At 60.2% G+C, this 23,270-nt stretch carries 11 protein-coding genes; 7 read left to right on the forward strand and 4 right to left on the reverse strand.

The features are described 5' to 3' along the window. Positions 1-207: 207 nt before the first annotated feature. The 4 genes from F8A88_RS16040 to F8A88_RS07110 all read left to right on the forward strand — a co-directional run bounded on the left by F8A88_RS16040 (position 208) and on the right by F8A88_RS07110 (position 3,535). Positions 208-636, forward strand: a complete 429-nt coding sequence (locus F8A88_RS16040; RefSeq protein ID WP_151150436.1) for a type II secretion system protein — start codon at positions 208-210, stop codon at positions 634-636. Positions 637-725: 89 nt separating this feature from the next. After that, positions 726-1,139, forward strand: a complete 414-nt coding sequence (locus F8A88_RS07100) for a type II secretion system protein (protein WP_151150437.1) — start codon at positions 726-728, stop codon at positions 1,137-1,139. Between the two features lie 118 nt (positions 1,140-1,257). After that, the gene (locus tag F8A88_RS07105) at positions 1,258-2,337 is read left to right on the forward strand and encodes a type IV pilus twitching motility protein PilT (RefSeq protein ID WP_151150438.1); all 1,080 of its coding nucleotides are present in this window, start codon (positions 1,258-1,260) and stop codon (positions 2,335-2,337) included. A 4-nt stretch (positions 2,338-2,341) separates the two neighbouring features. Then, positions 2,342-3,535 carry a type IV pilus twitching motility protein PilT gene (locus F8A88_RS07110; RefSeq protein ID WP_151150439.1) on the forward strand — a complete coding sequence of 398 codons (1,194 nt, stop codon included), beginning with the start codon at positions 2,342-2,344 and terminating at the stop codon, positions 3,533-3,535. Positions 3,536-3,552: 17 nt separating this feature from the next. On the opposite strand, the gene F8A88_RS07115 is transcribed toward F8A88_RS07110, so the two are convergent. After that, positions 3,553-4,509, reverse strand: a complete 957-nt coding sequence (locus F8A88_RS07115) for a diguanylate cyclase domain-containing protein (RefSeq protein WP_151150440.1) — start codon at positions 4,507-4,509, stop codon at positions 3,553-3,555. Between the two features lie 241 nt (positions 4,510-4,750). On the opposite strand from F8A88_RS07115, the gene F8A88_RS07120 reads away from it, so the two are divergent. Genes F8A88_RS07120 through F8A88_RS07130 form a run of 3 tightly spaced genes read left to right on the forward strand, consistent with a single transcriptional unit; the run spans position 4,751 to position 17,168 of the window. After that, positions 4,751-8,170, forward strand: coding sequence for an AsmA family protein (locus tag F8A88_RS07120; protein ID WP_151150441.1), 3,420 nt, complete (start codon positions 4,751-4,753; stop codon positions 8,168-8,170). Next, positions 8,167-8,760 (forward strand): DUF1318 domain-containing protein, encoded by a 594-nt coding sequence (locus tag F8A88_RS07125; protein WP_241667382.1) that lies wholly within the window; start codon positions 8,167-8,169, stop codon positions 8,758-8,760. The genes F8A88_RS07120 and F8A88_RS07125 overlap by 4 nt, the downstream gene beginning before the upstream one ends. Further along, complete coding sequence (locus F8A88_RS07130) at positions 8,742-17,168, forward strand: CHAT domain-containing protein (RefSeq protein WP_151150442.1); 8,427 nt, start codon at positions 8,742-8,744, stop codon at positions 17,166-17,168. Before F8A88_RS07125 ends, F8A88_RS07130 begins: the two co-directional genes overlap by 19 nt. Positions 17,169-17,205: 37 nt before the next feature. Here the strand turns inward: F8A88_RS07130 and F8A88_RS07135 are convergent, their stop codons facing one another. The 3 genes from F8A88_RS07135 to F8A88_RS07145 are packed head-to-tail and all read right to left on the reverse strand — an operon-like array spanning position 17,206 to position 23,065. Continuing rightward, positions 17,206-20,373 (reverse strand): HAD-IA family hydrolase, encoded by a 3,168-nt coding sequence (locus F8A88_RS07135; protein WP_151150443.1) that lies wholly within the window; start codon positions 20,371-20,373, stop codon positions 17,206-17,208. Between the two features lie 39 nt (positions 20,374-20,412). Beyond that, the gene (locus F8A88_RS07140; RefSeq protein WP_151150444.1) at positions 20,413-21,624 is read right to left on the reverse strand and encodes a trehalose 6-phosphate synthase; all 1,212 of its coding nucleotides are present in this window, start codon (positions 21,622-21,624) and stop codon (positions 20,413-20,415) included. Positions 21,625-21,679: 55 nt separating this feature from the next. Further along, a complete protein-coding gene (locus F8A88_RS07145; RefSeq protein ID WP_161598355.1) occupies positions 21,680-23,065 on the reverse strand; it encodes a DUF4139 domain-containing protein in 1,386 nt (461 codons plus the stop codon). Positions 23,066-23,270: the final 205 nt, after the last annotated feature.

A 23,270-nucleotide genomic window follows, 5' to 3' on the forward strand; every position in this document is an offset into this window, starting at 1 on the left:
ACATTTTTTGTAGGCTGATTTTGTTTCGCCAAGAACTCATTAAGCGCCTTTTTTGTTTGATATTTTTTTAAATTTCGAGATTGTGCCCCATGGCACGGTCTTTGTATTGGTAACGGTAACAATGACGACAAGTGTCAAAAAAAGTGCTGATCCCGAACCAACGGGAATGTGCATACCATTTCATCATTAAAAGTATTGGAGGACTCTATGAACAGGAAACAGGAACAGCGCAAGGGCGGCTTCACCCTGATCGAACTCATCACCGTGCTGGTCATTCTCGGTATTCTGGCCGCAGTGATCACTCCCAAGTATTTCGACCTGCGCGACAGCGCCCGTCAGAAGGCCGCCGATGCGGCTGTGGCCGAAGGCATTGCCCGTTTCAATCTGGCCTATGCCCAGCAACTGCTGGCCAACGACGGAGCTGCACCGACCGCAAGCCAGACCACCGTGGACGATATGCTCGACCTGACCAATAGCCGTGTGGATCTGGGCGACTACTGGCTCGAGTATACCTTTGGCACCGTCAGCGGCGACGATCAGGTACAGATTGACGCCTATGGCGAAGATGAAAACGGCAACATCGACACCACCACCGGGGTGCTGGCGTCCAACAACGCTACCTGGCCGGAAAATTAGGCTTTTGCCTCGATTTCCGAAATATCGTATATGCAAGGGGGGAACCGGCTGGTTTCCCCCTTTTTGGTTCATTAACAAGAGGAATGGGGATGAATAAGCACAGGTGCAGGGCTTTCACCATTATCGAGTTGATAACGGTGCTTGTGGTGCTCGGAATTCTGGCCGCCGTCATTGCGCCTCGGTTTTTCGATCTGCAGGAGGATGCCCGGCTTCGCGCAGCCGAAGGTGCCGTTGCCGAGGGCATTTCCCGTTTTCGCATGTCCTATGAAAACTATCAGCTTGCCACCAACGGCCGGGAACCTTCGCAGGACAGTTCGGGCTTTACCGATGTGATGGGATTCGCCCCGGACACGGATGTGGATGTGGGTGACTATGTGCTGCAATACCATCTGGGCTCGGGCGGCAGTGCGGAAATCATTGAAATCCGTGCCTATTCCAAGGCCGAGGACGGGAGTGCAGGCAATCTGCTGACTTCCCACAATGCCACGTGGCCCGAGCATTGATTGCCACGCGCCTGAAATGATCTTTCGGCATACATTATAATACCATTGCCATTGTCCTGGGTGTTCGGACTGCTATAGTGACAGGGCATGATTACCACACTGAAAAGCGAGTAGCGAGATGGCGCAGATCAATGCCTTTTTCAAGATGCTCAATGAGCTTGGCGGGTCGGACCTGCATTTGAGCAGCGGTTCTCAACCCATGCTGCGGATTCGCGGCGAGTTGCAGCGTGTCAAGTTTCCGGAATTGAACAGCCAGGAATTGCAGGGCATGCTCTACGAAATCACGCCGGAGCCGAAGATCAAGGAATTCGAGGAAACCGGGGATGTTGATTTCGGATTCGATGTGCCGGGGCTGGCGCGATACCGGGTCAATTTTTTCCGCCAGCTGCACGGTGTCTCCGCAGTGTTTCGTCAGATTCCCAGCTCGGTCATGAGCCTCGACGATCTCGCCATGCCGGAGGTGCTCAAGGATCTGGTCATGTTGCCCAAGGGACTGGTGCTGGTGACAGGGCCCACCGGCAGCGGCAAATCCACCACGCTGGCAGCCATGATCGACTACGCCAACCGCAAGCGCAAGGACCACATCATCACCATCGAGGATCCGGTGGAATTCGTGCATACGCCGGTGAGCTGTCTCATCAACCAGCGAGAAGTTGGCCGCGACACCAAGAGTTTCAAGGCGGCTCTGCGCGGTGCCCTGCGCGAGGATCCGGACATTATCCTTGTGGGCGAAATGCGGGACTACGAGACCATCGCCCTTGCTCTGGAGGCCGCCGAGACCGGACATCTGGTGCTCTCCACGCTGCACACCATTTCCGCGCCAAAAACCGTGGACAGGGTCATCGAGGTCTTTCCCGAGGAAATGCAGGCACAGGTCCGGGCCGGTTTTGCGGACTCGTTGAAGGCTGTCATTTCCCAGACACTTTTCCGGCGCGTGGACAAACCCGAGCGTGTGGCCGCACAGGAGATTCTCATCGGCGTTCCCGCTGTCCGCAACCTGATTCGCGAAAACAAGAACCACCAGCTTCCTTCCGTGCTCCAGACCGGCAGGCACCACGGCATGCAGACATTGGATGACGAAATAGACAGGCTGCTGCGTCATGGCATGATTTCGCCGGAGGACGCTTACCGCAACGCCGTGGACAAGAACCGTTTTGCCTCGGGCGTGGGCATGGATACGCTGGGCGATCTGGGGTAGCCACATGGATTTCGACAGGCAAAGCGTCGACGCGATCATGCGGCAGGTGCTTCAGCACGACGAAGATGTTTCCGACGTGCTGATCACAGCAGGCAGACCATTGCAGGCCGAAGTGAACGGGGCGTTGCAAAGTGTGCCCCTGAACCAGGACCCCGGCGTGTTCGGTCCGGCCGAGACCAAAGCCTTTGCCGTGGCCCTCATGGGGGGCAACAGGCGCTGGCACCGCCAGCTCATGAGCAGCGGCGCCTGCGATTTTTCCTATTCCGTTGCCGGCAAGGCTCGCTTTCGTGTCAATATTTTCAAGCAGCGTGGTACCTTGGCCGTAATCATGCGCAAGCTGCCGGCTTCGGTGCCCACAATGGAGAGTTTCGGACTGCCGCAGGTTTTTGCGGACATGGCCACCGAACAGAGCGGACTGGTGCTGGTAACCGGCAGCACCGGGACCGGAAAATCCAACTCACTTGCCGCGTTGGTGGACCGCATCAACGATACCCGCGCCGTGCATATCCTCACGCTGGAAGATCCGGTGGAATTTGCGCACCGTCACAAGAAAGCCACCGTGAACCAGCGGGAACTCGGGGTGGATTTCGATACCTTTGCCAACGGGCTGCGCGCAGCGTTTCGCCAATCCCCCAAGGTCATTCTCGTGGGGGAAATACGCGATCGCGAGACCATGGACATCGTTCTGCAAGCGGCCGGTACCGGGCATCTGGTGCTGTCCACGCTGCACACCACGGACGCGGGGTCCACAATCAACCGCATACTCGGCCTGTTCGACAGCTCCGAAGAACGCATCGTGCGCATGAAGCTGGCCGAAAGCCTGCGTTGCATCGTTTCTCAACGATTGCTGCCGGATGTTGAACACGGGCGCGTCGCAGCGTTCGAGATACTGCGCAGCACAATGCGCATTCGCGAACTCATTCTCAACGGCGAGTCAGGAGAAAAGACGTTCTACAACGTTCTGGCCGAGAGCGGGCCGCACGGCATGCAGACCTTTGACCAGCATTTTTTCCAGCTCTACAAGCAGGGGCGCATAACCGAAGAGACGGCCCTGCTTTCGGCCAGCGACCGCGCACTGCTCAAACGCATGATCGACGAACTCAAGTCCGCGCGGGGAGAATCCGTGAGCGATCTGGTGCTGGAAGGGCTTGAAGAATCCGGAAACGATGACGACCTTACGGGCGGCCTTGGACGCTGAACGGCCCAGTCCCCGGCTCATACCGTCATCATTTCTATCCTGTTTCTTCCCTTGTTTTTTGCCTGGTAGAGCATCTTGTCCGCCAACGCCACCAGGTCTTGTGGATTGGAATCCGCCGATGGCGTGGCTGTGGCGATGCCGGTGCTGACCGTGATTCTGTCCGAAATGGTGGAGGCGGGGTGGGCGATGTCGCTGCGTTCCAGATTGTACTGGATGAGTACGGCAACGCTTTGTGCTCCTTTTGACGTGGTGTCGGGCAAGACCACCATGAACTCCTCACCTCCGTACCGGGCCATGAAGTCCGCCGGACGCCGGATTGAGCGGCGTATGCATTCCGCGACGCCCTTGAGGCATGAATCCCCTTGCAGATGACCGAGAGAGTCGTTGTAATTTTTGAAGAAATCAATGTCGGTGATCATGATGGACAAGGGTTTTTCCTCACGTAACGCCCGTTTCCACTCCTTTTCCAGCGTGGCGTCGAGCCAGCGTCGGTTGGGCACTCCGGTCAGACCGTCATGGTGGGAAAGCTCCTGCAGTTCTGCGGTCAGTCGCTCCAGTTCCCTTTCCCGTTTCTTGCGTTTTTCCGTTTCCGAAAACAGCCGGAGGGCCGCACGAACACGGGCGCGGAGTTCCACGCGGTTGACGGGTTTGCTGATGTAATCCGTGGCTCCGACCTCGAAGGCCTGCTCCAGAATGGTTTCATCTGTCATGGCCGAAACCATGATGATGGGCACGTCGCTGTAGGCCGGGTCTACCTTGATGCGCCGGGTGGCTTCGATGCCGTCGGTGCCGGGCATGTTGATATCCATGATGATCAGGGCAACGGTTGTGTTGCTTTGGGGGCAGGCGTCCAGCACCGCGCGCGTCTGGTCGTAGGATTCGCAGGTAACAAGATCCGAAAGTCCGTCGTTACGCAACAGTATTTCAAGGTAGTTGCGCGAGGTTTCGGTGTCGTCAACTATGATGATAGCCATAAACATCCTGTCGGTTGGAGTGTTTCCAGTAGTATACCAAAGATAATCTTGCAGTAAGTCAAGGATAAAAGCACAGGGCGGGAGTGAATCGGCATAAGCTTTAAAAGCACAGCGATTTGGGATAGAAAGGCGTATGACGAAAGACAGGGCAAAACATGACTCCGTGCAGACTGGCTCCCGCACGCCCGGGTTTCTTCGGTTCAAGGGACTATGGGGTGTGTTGTGCGGCCTGTTTGTAGTAATGGCATTATTGGTTGCCGCATTGCCGTCCATGGTTTCTTCCGGCCTGTTTCATGCGCGCATCTGTGCTGCCTTGAGCCGTGCTGTCGCTGCCCCGGTTTCCATGCAATCCATCTCTTGGGGCTGGGGTGATCCTCTTGTTGTGAAAGGCATTGCCGTGCAGGCCGGTGATGTGGATGCATTCCAGGCCGGGCCCGTGGCCGTGGATTCCCTGCGGCTGGGGCTGGCATGGCCTGCCCTTTTTTCAGGGATTGCCGAAGTGGATTTGCGCATTGCCGGAGTGCGGGCCGATGTCGATTTTTCCCGATTGGAGGAGACGCGGCCCGATCCGCCTCAGTCCGAAAGCTCCCATACCATTGCGGACACTCTGGCTTCGGTCATGCGCCTGCTCAATCAGGGCTATTCCCTGCCCGTGCCGGTACGCGGGTTTATCCGGGTCGAGGACATGGATATCAGAGTGCGCACGGGCACGCACAGGCCCGGATGGCAAGCGCACAACATGACAATGCGGATTGATGCTCCCGATCCTGTATTTCGGCCTGTTGCCGTTGCCCTGAGCGCCGATTTGCTCATGGGCGCGGAGCAACTCGGAACACACCGGCCTGTGCCCCTCGCTGTGGGCGCAACGTTTGTCAATACGGCCCACGGAACCGTGGTGCCTTCTCTGGTCAAATGCAATGTTGATATTGCCGCGCCCGGCCTGTCCTGCACGGTCAAAGGTTCGGTGGCAACAGGGCTTGCGCTGGAGGCCCGGGCCGATCTTGGAGTGCTTTTCCCGTACGCATCGCCCCTGATCGGCGGCCGCCTGCCGGAGCTTTCGGGGCATTTGCGCGGCAGTGTCTCCCTGTCCGGCAAGGGCGAGGATATCCTTTTCGAGACCATGACCGTGCTGGAGGGGCTGCGTGCCAGCGGCGGCGGCCTGCCCGCGGCGATCGGACCGCTGGACCTGCGCAACACCCAGCAGGGTGTGCTGGATGTCGGTTCAGGCATGGTACAGGTGGACGAAGGGAGTCTGGAAGTCGCCGATCTCATGGAGCTGGATTGGAACGGACGGGTTCGAGACATCTATGGCGGTGATCCGGTGCTGGAATTGTCGGTCGGGCCGATTTCGGCCGATATGCACGCCCTGATGAGCAGGGCCGTTCCGTTTGTTTCCGATGGTTCCAAAAGATTGAAAGCTTTGAATTTTGGCCGCGCCGAGGCCCGGGCAAACATGGCCGTGCTTTCCCTGCACCTTGCGGACGGTCATGGACGGGCCGACCTTGTGGGCGGTGTGCTGGAGGTTGATTCCATGCGCGGCAGGGCGGCCGGACGGGAGCTCGAGGCACACAATCTCATCGTGAGCGTGGCCGAGCTTTCCGCTGCGCTGTCCGGCAATCTGCCTGTGCTGGCCGAGGTCCGTGCCGGTGTTCGCGCCGGTCCTGTCACCTTTGGGCAGGACAGTTCATTTTCGTCCCTGGATGTCCCCCGACTGGACGTTCGTGTTGAGGATTCGGGCAACGGTCTGGCAAAAGGCGTGGTGCGCATTGCCGTTCAGGGCGAGTGCAGACATGTGGGCGTGCCCTCGTTGCCCGTGCCGCTGGAATCCGTGGGGCTGGATGCGGAGGTTGATACATTTTTCCTCGCATCACGGCGCCTTGAAGATGGCGAGCTTCGGTTGCGTTTGAACGGCGGTGAAACGCTGGTGGCGCACATCAATGAATTGAAGCTGAACGAATTCGATATGCACGGCCAAATGCGCGCTCGGCTGGATCCGGCGCTGGCTGTTGCCGCCAACCTTGTGCCAGAAGGCTCGCTCCGTGGCGGGCCGGGAGGTCTGGCTGTGGAGTATGACGGCCGCCTTCCCGATGCGAAGCGGTTGCGAGCCGTTGCTGGCAAAGGGCTCTTTGAGGACAGGTTGCGCCATGTTCTGGCCGGTGTGCGTTCCCTGCGAGCGGAATTGAACATGGAATCGCTGGACATCTGCGCGGCGGGTCTTGAATTGCGCGGGTTGCGTCTGCCCGAGCCCCTGCTGCTCACGGTCGGCCCGCGGGGGGACGACGTCACTGCCCGCGGGGCGCTGGCCATATCCGATGTTGGTGGTTTGCCGGGGGTGGAGGTGCAGCATGCCTTGCCTGTCAATGCGCGTTTTTCCGCAGATATTGGCCATTGCCGAACATTGGGCCTGAAGTATGATGCACGCCTTACCCTGCTGGGTCTTGAGCACCAGGCGGACGTGCGCGTGCCCGATATGGGGCGATTATTGGATGCGTTTGTGGCTGACGGCCTTGGCGGCGTATTGCAGCGGGCCGATCTGGATTTTTCGTCAACAGTGTCGGCTCAACCGCAGGGAGCGTTGCCCGGAGAGGACGGTGTGTCCCTGGCCGGCGGACTGCAGGCAGGGATTTCGGTGCGGCTTGCGGCAGGGAGGTCTCTGGCTCTGGAGTGCCGGGCAAAGGCCGTGGATATGCAGGCCGAATACGGGAACCGTGCCGCCGTGAATGGGCTCAATGGCGGGTATTCCTTTGCCCGGACATACCGCATCGCCGAGGCGGACGCGCAGGACGCGGTGGGACAGCAGATGAATGCCGGCCCCCAGGGGCTTTCACGAACCGTGCTTGCCGAGCGCAGGCGGCATCAGGCCATTGCCGACGATCTTTTTGCCCGGCGCGTGAACCGCGACCTGCGCGGCAGCAATCAGGGCATGCGTACCCTGGACTGCGACCGCTTTTTTTGGGCCGGTCCGCCCGTTCCTGTCGCCTTGGACAATGTGGAAATGCAGGTGAGCGAGGACGGCGGGATTCCGTCCATGGAGTTTTTTCAATTCGGAACCATGGGCGGTTCGGTTCAGGGCGGCGTGTTCGTCAAATCGCAGCGCTCGGGCGGGTATGCCGCAGCCGTGCGTTGCGCGTTCACCGGGCTGGATGCGGACGAATTGCTGCCGCAGGACATTGAGCGGCTCAAGGGTGAGGATACCGAGCTTTCCGGACAGCTGGCCGTGGACGTGCCCTTGTCCGAAAGTCCTGCATACATGCTGGAAAATACCCGTGTGCGTTTGGATATGACCCATATCGGAACCCGCACCCTTGAACGGCTGTTGCGCTCGTTGGACCCGCAGGAAGCCAACCGGACCATCGTGGACCAGCGCAGGCTTTTGCGCATGGGCACGCCGCGCAACGTGTGCCTGCGCATTGCCAACGGCAACCTTTCCCTTTCCGGAGAAGTCGTGGCGCTGGGCATCCGGCTGGACCTGCCTCGCCTTACGAGATTCAATCTTGCGGGTCTGCCCGTACATGATATGCTGGCGCAAAGGCTGGCCGTGGTCGGCCCGGTGGTGCGGCTGCTGAACCTGCTGACCGCCGATGAACTGCAAATAACGCCCCGCGGCACTGTTCGGCTTGTGCGCACGGGCAGGAACATGGATGAACGAGGTGGCTCATGAACGCCCTGAAGAATATTGTCTTGATCGTGGTGCTGGTTGCCGCATGCGGATGCACGCTGGCCAAGGTGCAGGTGGATGTGGCCAGCGAACGGACCACGCTGGAAAATCAGGTGCTTGGCTCATACAACGCCCTGAACCGACAGGCCATGCTTACGGCTTCTGTGCGCGGCGTTGATCCGTTGGGGCAGGTGCAGCCGCCCGCGACCATGAGCGCCGGAGCGCAGGATGCCGTGGACGCCATGCAGGTGATCGCCTTTCATGCCGACGACGTGGATGCTTTCAAACAGCTCGGCTGGGTGGGCGAGGCCAATGACGGCCTGTTGCAGGCTTTTGCCATGGAGCGCGAAAATGTTCCTGACGAACTGGCCGACTTCGTAAGCCGTTACAGTCGCGAGGAATTTGATTCGGTTGTGCTGGCCGTGAACAATGCCCGCATGACGACCATGCGCCGTGTGGTGGAGACCAACGCGGATCTGGATGCCGACGACATGGAGCGGGTGCAGGCCGTGTTCGGCTCCCTGAACGCGGAAAACGCCCTGTCCGGTGAACGCATACAGGGTGCGGACGGCCGATGGACGGTGAAGCAATGATGCGGCGTGCCGGAATATTCATGCTGGCAGCATTGCTGCTTGTGAGCCTTGCCTTGCCCGCGGGTGCCCGTGTGAAGCCCCGTGCATTGAACGTCGATCGCCCGGAACAGTTTACTTTCGAGGCCCGGTCCGTGCTGTATGCGGACGTATCCCCGGACGGACGGCTCATGGCCTGCACGCGTGAAAGCGATGGTTTCACCGGGCTTTGGCTGCGCTCTGCAGACCCGGCCACGGCCATGATTCCCCGGCGGCTGACTCCGGACGCGGGTAACCATTATGCACCGCGTTTTTCCCGCGATGGCCGGTTCGTTGCCTTTGTGGGTACCCTGCATGACGCCAAGGGCGATATTTATGTGCTTGATTTGAAAGGTGATATGCAGTCACGCAGGCTCACGGGCCGGGACACGGCAGACGGCGGACCGTGTTTTTCCCCGGACGGCAAGACCATCTACTACCATCGCACGGTCCCGGGCAAACGTCTGCCTGAACTGACAGCGCTGGATATTGATTTCGGACACAGCCGTTCCCTGAACGTTGATTCGGATGGAGCGTTTCCTGCGATTTCCCCGGACGGAACCCGCATTGCCTTTGTTGCGCGCACGCATGACCCGGCCGGGGATATTCTTGTGCTGGATCGTGCTACCGGAACGGTTACGGCATTGACTTCCGGGCCGGACAGGGATTTGTACCCCCGATGGAGCGCGGACGGAAGGTATGTCTATTTTACGCGTGGTGAGGATACGCCCCGGATCATGCGCATTGACGCGGGCGAACACGATACTGGAAAATCGCTCGGCCCATGGCCGGTGACTTCGGGAGCGCAAGCCGCGTATCAGCCCGTCGTCGCTGCCGGCCGTCTGTACTATCTTTCCGAAAGCGACGGTGTTGGCAATGTCTGGACCCTGCCGCAGGACGGGCCTGTCCCCGGGCTTGGGTCGGCCGAGGCCCAGCTGGCGTTGGCCCGCGATATAGCAATCAGTCCGGACCGGGACACCGGGTTGACCGTGCTCGGTTATTCCCGCGTCTTGGAACGTTTCGGCAATGATGCGGCGCGCTGTACCGAGGCTGCCTACCGCATGGGACGCGTGCTGGAAGGCATGAAGGACGGCGCACGCAGGGCGGAGCAGGCCTATGCGCGGGCCAGCGTGGGGCCGGATTCCCTGTATTCCGGGCTTGCGGAAGTGGCTGCCGGGGCCATGCGTGCGCGTGCGTCCCTGTCGCGGACGGACAGCCGTCCCTCGGCCAAATCTCTGGCTCGGCAGGCCCGGACGCTGGTCGATATCGGGGACAGGCATGCCGATCCCCGGATTCGGGCGCGCGCTCGGATCGAGGCTGTCCGCCTGTATGTTGCCTTTGGAACCATGCCGCGCGACCTCACGGCGGCGCTGATTCTGACGGACGACGCCATCCGTATGGCGGATGCGAAAAGTGCCCGTTCGGAGCAGGCCGAGGCCCTTGTGCTCAAGGGCGACGTGTATGCCCGGTCCGGTGCGGGGCGGTCGGTGGTGCCGTTGTATGAGCGCGTTGTGCGGGAGTATCCCGGTCAGGAGCAATGGACACAGGCCGCTGCCATGCGCCTGCTGGACCGCGCCGTGGCGGGCATGGATTCGCTGGATCAGCGCATGGGCGCGTTACTTTCCGTGGCTTCGGGCAATGAAGCAGGGTTGCCCGTGCTGGCGGCTCTGGCGTGGAACCGCATGGGTGACGAGTACCACCGCGCAGGCGAAGATCAACAGGCGGCCAACGCCTACTCCACGACCCTCGCAAAATTTTCGGATACCGGCGCGCCTGTTGTGGCCGCGCGCATGGCGCTCGCGGAAATCCTGTATGATCAGGAACGGTTTCAGCGCGCGCTGGATCTTTATGAAACGGAAATGGCCGAACGGCCTGCCGAAGATCGCATCTATCGGCTGGCGCGGGCCGCCTATCTGCAGCGTTCGGCCGCTGCCGGACAGCACCTGCTGCGTCTTGGCGAGGTGTCGGCAGCCCGCAGCGTGTTTGCGGAACTGGTGCGTTATGCCCCGGACAACGTGCCCGCGCATCGCGGTGTGGTGCAGTGCGCTGCGGCCATGGGTATATTGGAAGAATCAATAGATAAGTATTCCGATCAATTAGAAGCTGACCCGGAGAATGACGTCCTGTTGTATTCCTTGGGTTTGGCCCTGACCTACCGTGATTCCAGGGCAGATCTTGAGCGGGCGCGTGATCTCATTGCCCATGCTGTGCGTAATCAGGGACAGGTTTCCTATTATCACCAGACGCTGGGCTATGTGCACGAGGTGTTGGAAACCGTACATGGCGTCCCCGAAGGGTTGGAAAAGGCCCTGCTGGAATACCGCACAGCCCGATTTCTCAACGATGCCCGACTCGATGCCCAGAACGCCGCGGACCTCGACCTGAACGTGGGCAACGCCTGTTTCCTGCTGGGTCAATATGAACGGGCTTTTCGCAACTACCAACGGCGGCTGGCGTCCGGCCGCTCTTTCGGCAACACGGATCAGGAAATCGTTTTTTACCAGCGCCTTGGGCGTGCGGCGTTTCAGGCCGGGGAGCCGCAGGCCACGGTGGACGCATTCAATCTCGCCATCCAACTGGTGGACGAACACGCCGACCCCCGACTGGCTTCGCGTCGTTTTGGCGTGTTGGGCAAGTATGTTCTGGACTCGGTGCTGCGTCCGCTCATGGGGGATGACGCGCCCGAACAGGCCCGCAACGTTGCCCTTGTGTTGGCGCGCGAGCAGGCCGAATTGAATAATCGGGCCTTTGCCCTTGGCCGGGTGGCCGTGCCCATGCCGCCTTCCGGGGAATGGCTGCAATATCGTGCAGGCATGGTCGCATTGATTGCGGATCAGCAACGGTTGAACCGGCGAATTGTGGATAGGGGGCTTGCGGCCCCGGAAAGTGTTGAGGCGCAGACCATGCAGCGCATGGCCGAGTCCGTGCGGGAGGCTCTGGACACGCCCGGGCGCTACGGTGAAATGCAGGCCGAGTTGCAGGACCGGCTCGGGCTTGCCCTGCAGGAAAACGGCCAACATGCCGAGGCCAGGCTGGCTTTTTTGCAGGCATTTGATCGTAACGAAGCGCTGGGCCGGACTTTCAATCTGGCCGTGAATCTGCGTTCTGCTGCCTATAACGCGTGGCTGCTGGCCGGGGACGCCCACGGCCTTGAGCGCAAACGGCTGTTGCAACAGGCGCATAACGAATTCGGCAGGGTCGTGGCTTTGGTCAAGGAACACGGGGTCCCGGAACGGGGCACTGCGCACGACAATGGTGGGGCGCTGATCTCCGTGAACCTGCGCATTGCCTTGGACGAGACCACGGCCACGCATGCCATGGACGGCTTTTCGCCGGAACAGGAAATCCGGCTGGCCCGGACGTTTATGACCCGCATTGCTACGGAATTGGGGCGCATTACCGAGGCCCGGAGAGCGCTCGAGGCGCAGTTGCCTGAAACCGTGGTCCCGGCCAAAACACCGGCAGGCCAGCGATTCGGCACCGGCCTTGCCCTGCATCGGGCCGCGCATCTGGCCCGTGCCGTGCAGGACCCGCTGGCCGCTTTTGAGCGGTTTGCCCAGTCCGCGGACATGGGCATTGCCATGGGCACGGCCACCAGCGCCGCGCTGAATGTCATGAACATGGCCCAGTGCCTGCGAGATGCCGAGCCCTCGGCAGGTCAGGACCGTCTGGCTTCCATGCGCACTCGTTTTGTTGCTTTGGTGCGCCGGGTCACGCGGCTTGTGGATCGATTGTCGGACGGCATGGCTGCGCCGGGAATCATCGCGCCTGAATTTCACAATGCCGTTGCCGTGGCTTTTAACGATCTTGCGCAGGCGCGCGAGGCCGGAGCCGTGCGGTCATATTGGCTGTCCCTGGCCATGGGTCATGCCAATGGGGCCGTGGAATACTTCGAAGAAAATCCGCCCGATTCCCGGCAGCAGAGCGCGCTTCTGTGTGCGGCACTGCTCAACAGGGCGCGGCTGGGCGACCAGCTGGGCCTGCCTGGAAAACAGGACCGTGAGCGCGTGCTCACCCTTTGTGACGATGCGTTTTTACCCGATTTCCGATGGCGTGCGCTGGCCGCGTCCGGGCGGCTGCCCGAGGCTCTGGACGTATTGCGTTCATTGCCCCTGCCGTCCATGCACGCGGGGCAAGGCGAGATCATCGCCGCTCTTGCTTCCTTGGTGCGTCAACAGGTTGATGCCGGAAACGTGGAGCAGGCATTTGATCTGGCCGAGGAATTGTCCGAACTGGAGCGGGTCAACCGTACTGCCTGTCTGGGCGTGAGCCTGCCGCAGGGACGGGATGCGGACCTGCTGGCGCGCATTGCGCCTCGGTTGTTGCGTATCCGCGAGTTGCGGCAACGCCTTGATTCAGAACAGGAAGCGTTGTCCGAATCGCAACGGGACAGGGTGCGTTCCCGGTTGGAACAGGAACAGGAGATTCTGGTTTCCGAACTCGGACCGGACCGCGAACGCTTGCCCGGCCTTGCCCGGTTGGCGTCCGGCGAGGACGAGCGGGAGTGGTTGCTTACCATCATGGGTATGGCCGTGCGCCTGGAACGTGCCGCGGACGAACACGCCGCCTATGGCACCGGCCGCACGCTGGAAAAACGGCAAGCCGCGGTGGACGCGTATTCCCGCACGGTGGCACGCGCTGCGGGTTCCCTGCCGTTTGCACAGCCGCCCGGGGTGTTGGGTTTCATCGTACCGCTTCCGGCCATGGCCTTCGACGTCATGGAGAATCTCGGGCCCGGCCGGAACCTCATGCGTGCTTTCCCTGCCGGGGACGGCGGCTGGATCGTTTTTTCCGTGCGGCAGGACGCCCTGTCTGCAACGCTGTCGGCCACACTGCCGGAATCCGCAGACATGTTGGCCGTGGAGTTTCCTTCCCGTGTTCCTGCCGATTTCAATGGAACGCTGGTGCTGAGCGGCACACATTTCGTTCGGAGCGCATACGGGCTCAAGCCGTTCAAGCGGCGGCTTTTGGCGCTTGATGTCGACCTCGACCCTGTGCCGCAGTTTTTTGCAACTGAATCCATGGGGCATAATGCCACGGTGGAACAGACCGAGGAGTTGGCGGGCTGCGCCCAGACGTTGGTTCTTGGCAACCCGGTCCATGCCGGAAGTTCTGTCCCGGTCCGCAGGAACAGGCGCGCCATGCCCGGTGTTCTGGTGCATGTGGGCGGAACGGATATTCCGATGGCCCAACTGGCAGGCAGGGCAAGCAATGTGTCGCTGGCCATGATCGCCGATTCAGGGCTTTCCGTGGCCGGAACCAGGGCATGGTCGGGCAGGAACGACGTATACGAGGCCGGTTGCGTGGCTTCGCTGTTCGGTTTGCCCTCCATGACCTTCATGGCACGGCAGGATATGCCCGGATTTTTGCAACGGTATGCCCGCATGTCGCCGCAACAGGCCATGGCCTCACAGCGCGGGAGCGCAGGGCGCGAAGGGACTGCGGGACTGTTGCTGGGGCATCCGGGACTTGCGCCCGATCAGGCCCTTGAATTGGCCCGCGAACAGTTCGGCTTGCTGGCCGGGCGTGCCTCCCGTGCCTATCAGGCCGGGCAGTATGAAGCCGCCTTGGCCGCGTTCGAGGATTGCATCACCATAGCGCTGGAAAGCGGCGACAGCCAGCATGCGGCCTATCTGCCGCAGTTGTATGCCTTTGCACGCACCAGTGCCTATGAAGCCGGGCAACTGTCCGTTGCCGTGCGCCATGGACAGGCGTTGGTGGAATTGCTGCAACAGGAGGCCCCGGATTCTGCGGAGCATGCACGCGCCGTGCTGCAACTGGGGCTGGTGCATGCACGCGCCGAGCAGTTTGCATTGGCCATGCCGTTGCTGGAGCGGGCCGTGGGCATGTTCGCAGCGCTGGACATGGGGCCGGAACAGGTCCGGGCCATGGATGAATTGGGTACGGTGCTGGAAAACGCGGTGCGTTATCAGGGAGCCTTGCGCAGCTTTGCCGATGCAGCCACGGTTTCGGATGAACTCATGGCCGATGAACTGCTGGCGCGCCAATACATGAACATGGGCCGGGTGCGCGACCTGCGCCTGAGCCAGTATGCCCTTGCCAAGCAGGACTATGCCAAGGCTTTGGAGATTCATGAATTGATGGGCGATGCGGGCGGTATGGCCCAGGCCCGCCTGGACATGGGCCGCTGCGACCGGCTCATGGGTGATTTTGCCGGGGCCGATGAGCTTTTGCAACAGGCCATGGACTCGGTGCGGGGCGACGGGGAAGATGCCGAGCGCATGCGCATGCGCGTTCTCATGGAGCAGGCCAACAATGCCTGGTACCGCGCCCGGTATCAACAGGCCTTCGACATGCAGCGCCGGGTGCTGGAGTATGCGCGTACGGACGATTGGCCGCTCATGCGCGTCATTGCCCGCAACACCGCCGGCATGATCTGGTGGACGCTGGGTGACCATGAACGGGCGTTGCGGGAATTGGAGCGTGCGGAACAGGGCGCCCACGGCCTTGCGGTGCGCAAGGATATTCTCGGGTCCGTGCTCAACAACAAGGGGCTCGTGTTGCGCGACATGGGCCGTCTTGACGCGTCCATGGCTGCGCTTGAAAAGGCGCTTGAAACCGACCGTGCGCTCGAATCGCGCTGGGCCGAGGCCTACGACCTGCGCAACATGGGCCAGACCCTGCTGCGCATGGGCGATGTCTCCCGCGCCGTGGACATGCTCGTCCGATCGTTGGACATGGCCCGGTCCATCGGCAACCGCATCAACGTGGCCAAGATATTGGTAGCCCTCGGGCAGGCCCATGCGGCCCGGCCCGGTTCGAAAAGCGGCACAGCAAAGGCGCGCCAATGCTTTGCCGAGGCCCTTGACCTTTCCCGGGGCATGCGTTTGCGCGAGTATGAATGGCGCGCCCTGCACGGTCTAGCCCGATTGGACGAACAAAGGGGCGGCCGGGAAGCGGCGCGCCAGCGGTTGGAAACCGCCGTGAACGTCATTGAGGACATGCGGGCTGAAATCCGCATGGAGCGGCTCAGGGACGGCTTTGCCCTTGGCAAGGCCGAGGTCTATGGTGATCTGGTCAGGATACTGGCGGACATGGGGCGCGAAGCTGATGCCTTTTACGTTGCCGAGCGTTCGCGGGCGCGCAACCTCATCGACCTGCTCGGTAACCGCAACCGCAATTTGCGCGGCGGCGCGGACAGTGACGCATACAATGCGCTGAAGAATCTCAAGGCCCGCATTGTCGAGCAGGAACGTTTGGCAACGCAGGCGGTCACGGACGATGAGCGGCGGGTCTATTCCCGTGCTCTGGGCGAACTGCAGGACCGCTATACCGACCTGTTGCTGAAAGTTCAGGCCGACAATCCAGAATTGGCGGACATGGTCAGCGTGCACCCCATGACATTGGAGCAGGTGCAACAGGCCATGGAGCCGGATACTGCCATGCTGGTCTATTACACCACGCGCGACGAGTTGTTCTGTTGGGTAGTCTCACCACGGGAAGCCAGGCTGGTGCGCAAGCCCGTGAACATGGCCGAACTGGGTGAGGATATACTGCAGTACCGGCGCATGCTGCAGAATCTCGAACCCGCGGCCATTCATTCCCGTCGGCTGTACGATGCGTTGCTCGCCCCGGTGTTGGACACAGCCCTGAAACCGGAACCGGACGGCTCCACCCGGGTGCGCGCACTGGGCATCGTGCCCCATGGGCCGTTGCATTATCTTTCCTTTGCCACGCTCGGGGATGAAAAAGCCTATCTTGTGGAACGAGCGCCCCTGTTTTACCTGCCCAGCGCAAGCGTCATGCGCTACACGTTTGCACGGCGCGACAATTCCGTTGCGGATCGGGTGCTGGCCGTGGGCAATCCAGACTTTGGCGATCCGTCGCTGGCGTTGCCGTTTGCCGGGCATGAGGTCCGGGCCATTGCCTGGAACCATCCGGGCATGACTCTGCTCAGCGGGAGCGAGGCCACCAGAAAACGGGTGGTGCGGGACTTGGGCAGATACGGCATCATCCATTTGGCGACCCACGGGGAGTTCGATGCCGCCAATCCGTTGTTTTCGGCCATACGGCTTGCCCCGGACAGCGAACAGGACAACGGCCAACTTTCTGCGGATGAAGTGTTCGAACTGGACATCAACGCCGATCTGGTGGTTCTTTCTGCCTGTCAGACCGGTTTGGGCAAGGTTGGTGCCGGCGACGACGTGGTGGGCATGAACCGCTCGTTTCTGTACGCGGGCACCCATGCCCTGGCCTCCAGCCTGTGGCGGGTCAGCGATGTGAGCACCGCCATTCTCATGAAGCAGTTTTATCGGGAATATCCGAATCGCAACAAGGCCGAAAGCCTGCAACGGGCCATGCTGCACGTGTTTCGCCAATATGCGCATCCCGGCTACTGGGGGGCGTTCGTGCTGGTGGGAGATTATCAGTAGTAATGAAAAACGGCGGGCAATCATTGCCCGCCGTTTTTCATGCATCGCCGTTGCGAGGCACTTCGATCTGTATGCCTGATTTCAGCGTGTGTTTTTCCCTGTCGATCAGCACGGTTATTTCCTGGTCGCCCCGGCCCTTGGCCGTGATGCACAGGCTGTGCTGGTCGATACTCACTTCGTACCATATCTTGCGGTGGCAGAACCGGAACACCACGTTGCCCCAATGCGGCGGCAGGTCCGGATGGATGGACACGTGGTTTCCGGAAAGGTCCAGCCCGGTAAAGTCCTGCTTGATCACTTCCAATGTTCCGGCCATGACGCCGGTGTGGATGCCCTCGATGGTGGTGCCGCCCTGCGTGTCGAAAATGTCCGAACGCATGGCTTCCATGAACCAGTCCCAGGCCACATGGCTGGGGTATATGTATCCGGCCACCACGGAATGAACCACCTTGGAAAGGGTGGAGCCGTGGCTGGTTCGCTGTTCGTAGAAATCGTAGTTGCGGCGCAGCAGGTCCACGGGGTCGTCCACCGTGTGTCCAAGCTGGCGCAGTATACGCGCCACTTCGTCCGGTTCCAGTATGTACCAGGTCATGAGCACGTCGGCCTGTTTGGCGACCTTGTAGTTGTCCGGCGAGTCGCCTTCCGCCTTGAGGATGCGGTCCATGCGATGGATGGAATAGAACCGTTTGCGGTAGCTGTCCCAGTCCAGTTCCTTGAGATCCATGTACCCGTCGAACTGGCTGATGATGCCGTCGTCGGTCATGATCACGTTGAGCTTGGTGATCATGTCCTGCCATTTTTCGATTTCCGAATCGGTCAGGCCGATGCGGTTGCGCACTCCGGCCAGAGCCTTGGCCGGCAGCTCCTTGATCATTTCCAATGATTTTTCCAGCAGCCAGACCACCATGATGTTGGTGTAGGCATTGTCTGTGATGCCGGGCTCGTCCGAGCCGGGCAGTTTCTCATGGAATTCGTCCGGCCCCATGACTCCGGCAATGTGGTACTTGCCGCTCTCTTCGTCGAATTCAGCGATGTCACCCCAGAATCGTGCGATATCGAGCATGAGTTCCGCGCCGTAATCTTTGAGGAACGTGCTGTCTCCGGTCATGTTTACATAGCGCCATGCGTTGACAAACACGGCGATGGAAACGTGGCGCTGCCTGCGGGAGAGATCCGGGTCCCATTTCTTTGATTCCGGGTTGTAATGGATTTCCTGGGTTTCCTCGGAACCGTCGTCCGCTGTCTGCCACGGGAACATGGCGCCCATGTAGCCGTTTTCCCGCGCATAGGATCGGGCCGCGTCCAGCCTGTTGTAGCGATACAGGAGCAGGGCCTTGGAAATGTCCGGGAAATGGATGTCGAAGAAGGGTTGTATATAGACTTCATCCCAGAAGATGTGCCCGCGGTATGCCTCGCCGCTCAGGCCGCGAGCGGGCATGCCTGCGTCGATGTCCACGTTGTGCGGGCTGGCCGTTACCAGCAGATGGTAGGTGTGCAGCCGGAGCACGCGTTGTACGAAACGATCACCGGAAATCCGGATATCCGTCTTGTCCCACAGGGATTTCCAGATCCGGGTGTGTGGGCCGAGCACTCCCTGGAAGGTTTTGACCTCGTTTAACGCTTCCATGGCCTGGTCATGAAGGTCTTCGGTGGCGTCGTGGTCGAGGCTGGTGCGTACGTTCACGAATTTTTCCAGCGAGTAATTGGCGTTTTCCGTGGCCCGGAAGCACACTTCCTCCACCACCTTCGATTTCTCCTGGAATGTTCGTTTCTTGACGTCCAGAGGTTTGTTGTCCTCCAGCAATTGCATGCGCGCGGCCATGACCACCTGATAGCGGGAATGGCTGGTTTCCACATGCAGGTACACGCCGTTGCCCAGTTTGCCGCCGGATACCCGCGAAAGGTGCTTGCAGGTCAGCTTGCTGTAGCGGGCCACGCCGCCGTTGGTTACGTTGCCGTCTATTGCCGAACGGATGGTTATTTTTTCGGAGTAGTTCAGCGGCGTGAGGTCGAATTTGAGCGCGCAGAGGTGCGGATCGGCCATGCTGGCCAGCCGTTTGCTGGAAACGCGTGTCAGTCGTCCCACGTTGTCCTTGACCACCATGTGCCGTTCCATGACGCCGTTGCGCATGTCCAGCCGGTGGCAATAGCTCAGGATTTCCATGGACAGCGGGCTCATGAATTGGCCGTTGCCCACCCTGAAGGATACGGGAAGCCAGTTGGGGCAGTTCACGAAGTCGTTGTTGAAGATTTCCTTGCCCTGCACCTTGCTGGGCACCTTGTTGAAGATGCCGGCAATGTAGGTGCCCGGATAGAAATAGAAGGACGAGCATTCGCATTCGTAGGCACCGCGTGTGCCGAGGTAGCCGTTGCCTACGGTGGTCAGGGTTTCGCGCAGCTTTTCGTCGCCCGGATCGAATCCGTTGTAGGTCAGGTGCCATGCGTCCGTGGCCATACCGGTTTCGAACCATTCGCGCATGTCTTCCACCGTGATTTCGGAAAGGTCCGAAACCACCATGTCCGCGCCGAACCGTTTGAGCAGTTCTCCGCCGACATTGCGGGCCACGCCCAGGGTCATGCCGAAGTTGCCTGCGTTGCCCGCCTGCACGCCGGCGATGGCGTCTTCCACCACCACGCATTGGCCGGGGGTCAGGCCCATTTCCGTTGCCGCGGTCACGAAGATGTCCGGATCGGGCTTGCCCTTGAGTCCGAGTTCCGCGGAAACCACGCCGTCCACCTGTACTTCGAACACATCTTCCATGCCGGCCAGCCGGAGTACCAGTTGGCAGTTGCGGCTGGATGTGGCCACGCCCACGTGGATGCCGTTTTTCTTGAGGTCCTCGATGAGTTCCACCGAGCTTTGGAAAACTTCCGGACCTTCGCGGCGCAGGATGTCCTGAAAAAGTTCGTTTTTGAGATTACCCACCGCGCAGATGGTTTCCAGTCCGGGTTCGTCGTCCGGCGTACCGGGCGGCAACTGGATATTGCGTGCTTTCAGAAAGCTCAGCACGCCTTCGAAACGGGGTTTGCCGTCTACGTAGTTCTGGTAGTCATGGATGCGGTCGAACGGTTCGAAGCGCGAGTTGTCACGCTCGGCAACGTGCTTGAGCAGTTGGTTGAATGCTTTTTCCCACGAGAGGGAGTGCACCCTGGCGGTTCGCGTGATAACTCCGTCCAGATCGAAAACAACGCCTTTGAGTTCCATGATCTCCTCGCAGTGGTTGGTTTTCCGTGCACCCCGTTTTTAGGGCAGGGTGCCGAGAATGGTCACAAGCATGTCCGGCTCCGGGATGATGAGCGCGTTCGGGCAGATGCCCCGCACCCGGCGGGCCAGATCGTCGTTGCGGGTCACGAATGCGGCCAGCGTGTCTTTGTTCATGGCCATGGCTGCCTCCAGCATGGGCACGTCGCTGCCCGTGTCGCCGCAGATCAGGTTGGGTCCGTGGAACATTTCGAATTCGAATTCGGTATTCAGGAAATTGACACCGTCGCCCTTGTCGAAATCCTTGGTTCCGGATTCGCCCGTGTCGATGGTCAGGATGATCTCCACGTCAAGTCCCGTGTCCTCGATGCGCAGATGCTCATGTGCGGGATCCAGTTCTTCCACCAGGTTTGCCAGTGTGGCCAGAAAAGCCTTTGATTCCTCCGGGGGGACGGATGTGCTTATATCCTGGCGGGCAACCGTGGTCTGGCCGAACTTGAATTGCAGGCCGGAACCGATGAGCGAAAATTTTTCATATTCGGGTTCGGCCAGTAATGCGGCAAGCCTTGTGTTCAGCCTCTCCAGCAACTCCTGCTTTTCCGCCTCGATGGGGTAGGTGCGGACCCGGCCTTCCAGGTCAAGGCATTCTCGTCCCTTGGACCCGGCATAATACATGACCCGCTCCGGTGCCACGCTGATGTCCACCAGCCCGATATCTGCCAGCGGTGCCGAGGTCAGGATCACGGCGTTGTCGGTCTTGGTTTTGGCGAAACGGGTCAGCATGACCGCGTTGTAGATGGACTGTACCGATGACCGGTAACGGCCGCAGTAATTGTTGACCGTGCCGTCGCGGTCCGTGATGAAGCAGTTGACGTGCCGCGAACCGATGCATTTGCGCCCCTCGGCAACGTGCGCGTCGAAGTTTTCGTGCATGGTATCCAGCATGCGCAGGAACGAATTTTCGCCCAGTTCGAGGTAATGGATGTCCTTGCGGGTTTCGTTGATCTCGTAGTCCATGTCCAGCGAAATGGTGCGTTGTCCGTCCAGCGAGAGAATGCGTTTGCCGTCCTGTTCCGGCACCGCCTCGAGCGAGTTGAGGGCGTTGGTGAGCGACGCGGCCACGTCCTCCGGCACCGCTCGACCTTCGAATATGCACTGCACGGCCGCAAAACGAACGTCCCTGGTCGCCTGCATCAGGGTATAGAAGTCCTTGAGCGTTACCAGTTTGGTGAGTTCTATGTCCGGTGCCGGCATGGCTCCTCCTTGGGTGAAGCCGGGACGCAGTACTTTCCGCGTCCCGGCACTGTAGCTAGGAGTTGGAGATGGTGGCCTCGTAAGTGATGATCACGTCTTTGCCCGGGGCCGCGTCCACCTTGAATTCCACGCCCGCTCCGTGCAGGGGGGTGAATTGGTGGTTGAATTTCAGCAGCTTCCACTTGCCGGGCAGGAAGTCGTGCAAAAGCACGGTGCGCGGGTCGTCCGAACTGTTGCGCACGCGGATCTGCCAGCTGAGCCGATACGTGTTCTTGCTTGTTTTCTGGAAAAAGAGCTGCTTGCGCTCAATGGTGACGTCAAAGGATTTGCCCATGGCCAAGCGTACTTCCTCGCCCTTGGGCGTGTGGTCCATGCGGTCTTCCCCAATGAGCAGCACGCTGCCGTCACTGCTTTCCTGATAGGCGCGTACAATGCCTTTGGGCAGGGGGATTCCCAGACCCGAGGACGTTTCGTTCCTGAATTTCAGAAAAACGTTCACCCCGGGTTTGACCGGCTTGGGTACTGCGCCGAACGCGTTGTATTCGCAGAGCAGTTCCTTGCTTACCTTGATGGACGGAGCTTGCAACAGGCTGACCTGCTTGGTCTGGTTGTTGGCGATGTCCACCGGGCGCGGCAGGGAATAGAGGTGGTATTCGAAAAAGGATTCCTCTTTCATGTTCGGTGCGGCTGCACTTTCCATGGCCAGGGTGCGTCCCTTGAATACGGGTTCGGGTCTGGCCTCATGAACGTCTCCGGCCACGAGCTTCAGGCTGGCGTTCTTGAAGGGCATTCCCGATTTGTTGGTCAGGGTTACCCAGCCCGAAAGCCCGGCTTTCTTGTTCTTGCGGTCCACCTTGAGCACGTAGTCGGCGTTCCATCCCAGCGCACGGGCAAGGTAGGAAACCTCCACTTCGTGCTTGGCCGGGCCTTTGTTCTGCACCAGCCAGACAAGGGCGGGTTTGGCGCGCAGTCCTTCGGGCATGGTAGGAAGCTGTATGGAGCTGTATGGTCCCACGTAGATTTCGTTGCCAATGCGGAAGATGGGTTTGTCGTTGTTGGCCAGCAGTGTGCCCGTGCGCAGGATGCGTTCGTTGGCATCTGCCGGGTCGGGCAGTATGATGTTGATTTCCTTGCCGATGTAGTGGTCCAAAAGATTCTTGGTGTTGACCAGGTCGTATTCGTAGTTCATGTCCAGCACCGAAAGCTTGGTCGGAGCGGAGAGCGACTGGACGCGCAGGGTTTGGGGTTCCACGGTCTGGGGAACGCCGAGGAATTCCACGCGGCTCTTGCCCTGGGGCAGGGTCATGGAGCGCACTTCGTTGATGAGTGCGCGGTTGTTGTTGTAGATGGTTACCGTCATGGACTTGGTGGTATCGGCATGGGCGGCTGCGGCCATGCCCAGCAGCAAGGTGAGTGCGAATATGAGTTTCAGGGGTTTCATTGATCCTCCACGGATTGTTTCTGCTTTCGGCTTCGGCTGTTGAGCTTCACCATATACACGTATTACCCTCGGATACGTTCTTTTGCAAAACCTTAACCGAAAATATAAGGAAAGTTGCCCGGCTGCCAGAAGGACGACCTGCGCCGGAACGAAAAAAGGCCGCCCACAACGAGTCGTGGGCAGCCTGAATATCCTGTGCTGTCGG

Origin of the sequence: Pseudodesulfovibrio senegalensis, assembly GCF_008830225.1 — a bacterium.
Lineage (GTDB): Bacteria > Desulfobacterota > Desulfovibrionia > Desulfovibrionales > Desulfovibrionaceae > Pseudodesulfovibrio > Pseudodesulfovibrio senegalensis.

Bases quoted from the DNA above. Each gene is read 5' to 3' on its own strand.
- F8A88_RS16040 (WP_151150436.1), top strand. From the start codon at position 208: ATGAACAGGAAACAGGAACAGCGCAAGGGCGGCTTCACCCTGATCGAA.
- F8A88_RS07100 (WP_151150437.1), top strand. From the start codon at position 726: ATGAATAAGCACAGGTGCAGGGCTTTCACCATTATCGAGTTGATAACG.
- F8A88_RS07105 (WP_151150438.1), top strand. From the start codon at position 1,258: ATGGCGCAGATCAATGCCTTTTTCAAGATGCTCAATGAGCTTGGCGGG.
- F8A88_RS07110 (WP_151150439.1), top strand. From the start codon at position 2,342: ATGGATTTCGACAGGCAAAGCGTCGACGCGATCATGCGGCAGGTGCTT.
- F8A88_RS07115 (WP_151150440.1), bottom strand. From the start codon at position 4,509: ATGGCTATCATCATAGTTGACGACACCGAAACCTCGCGCAACTACCTT.
- F8A88_RS07120 (WP_151150441.1), top strand. From the start codon at position 4,751: ATGGCATTATTGGTTGCCGCATTGCCGTCCATGGTTTCTTCCGGCCTG.
- F8A88_RS07125 (WP_241667382.1), top strand. From the start codon at position 8,167: ATGAACGCCCTGAAGAATATTGTCTTGATCGTGGTGCTGGTTGCCGCA.
- F8A88_RS07130 (WP_151150442.1), top strand. From the start codon at position 8,742: ATGGACGGTGAAGCAATGATGCGGCGTGCCGGAATATTCATGCTGGCA.
- F8A88_RS07135 (WP_151150443.1), bottom strand. From the start codon at position 20,373: ATGGAACTCAAAGGCGTTGTTTTCGATCTGGACGGAGTTATCACGCGA.
- F8A88_RS07140 (WP_151150444.1), bottom strand. From the start codon at position 21,624: ATGCCGGCACCGGACATAGAACTCACCAAACTGGTAACGCTCAAGGAC.
- F8A88_RS07145 (WP_161598355.1), bottom strand. From the start codon at position 23,065: ATGAAACCCCTGAAACTCATATTCGCACTCACCTTGCTGCTGGGCATG.